Genomic DNA, 1,105 nt, shown 5'->3' with positions numbered 1-1,105 from the left:
GCTCTATATCCCTTTTGGAACATAATTAGCAAAAAGGCATTGTATCTCCAGCATATTCAAGGAGATAAAACATGGAAACTCGCATTCCTGAAAACACACCATTTGAGACGAATTTTCTAGGAGAAACGTCTCTAGAAGAAAAGTATTCACTCTTTCACACACCCATTTCATGGTCCGCAATCTTTGCGGGACTGGTGACGGCTCTTGCCACCTCAATCTGCCTCTCTTTTCTGGTCGCCGCTTTAGGCTTAAGCCAAATGGATTTCACTTCTTCAACCCCATTTGAAGGCTCTTTCCTCTCCTTTGGCGTGGGTTCTGTTATCGTTACACTGATTAGCCTAGCCTTGGGAGGCTTTGTAGCTGGACGTTTTGCTGAAACCTCAGGGACGCTTCATGGCTTTCTCACCTGGGCTCTCATAACATTGCTGATGACCCTCCAAGCCATCCACGTGGTTTCTAGTACAGCAAAGATAGGAGCTAAAACGGCTCTCGAAAACAGCTCCATGGTCCAACAAACCGTAGACAGCCTAAAAAACAATATTTCCCCTATACTTGCAAACTTAAACAGCGAAAGTCTTGAACAGTTTTTTGCAAAAAATAGTGACAATAGCATCAATTTTGACCAACTTTCGAGTGAATTGCGCACCCTTCTCAATAAAAGCGACATTCCTGCTCTCAACCCTGATCGCTTAAAACAAACCTATCAAGCTGCACTCAATGATATTGGTTCTGCGATAACAGCTTTCAAAAATGATCCTTCTTACTATCGCACCACTTTAAAAAATCTTGGTGAACGCCTGTCTGATCGTGTAGAAGATCTCACGACAAAATTTGATCGAAGTGATATCATCAACGCGCTCATAAAAGATGGCATGTCCCGTTCGGATGCACAAACAGCAGCCAACCATGCTGTTCAACTCTATCAAAGCGCAGAAGAAAAGACCGAAAAAGCCATCAAAGTCCTTGAAGAACGGGCAGAAACACTTTCAGACAATCTTGAGGATACGATCAAGGGAGCAAAAAACACTGCGACTAAAGCCACAAAAACAGCCTCCAATATGGGGTGGTGGGGCTTTTTAGGAAGTCTGGTAGGCGCCATTATTTC

The 1,105-nt window shown here is 43.6% G+C and carries 1 protein-coding gene; it reads left to right on the top strand.

Annotated elements, in window-relative coordinates; all coding sequences use genetic code 11:
- Positions 1 to 71: 71 nt before the first annotated feature.
- A partial coding sequence (locus ACFINW_RS09930) for a DUF3792 domain-containing protein (protein WP_375674262.1) occupies positions 72 to 1,105 on the top strand: 1,034 nt, incomplete at its 3' end.

Origin of the sequence: Bartonella sp. AA18HLJMS (genome assembly GCF_042197245.1) — a bacterium.
Taxonomy (GTDB): Bacteria; Pseudomonadota; Alphaproteobacteria; order Rhizobiales; family Rhizobiaceae; genus Bartonella.
This window is presented reverse-complemented; position numbering and strand designations above follow the sequence as displayed.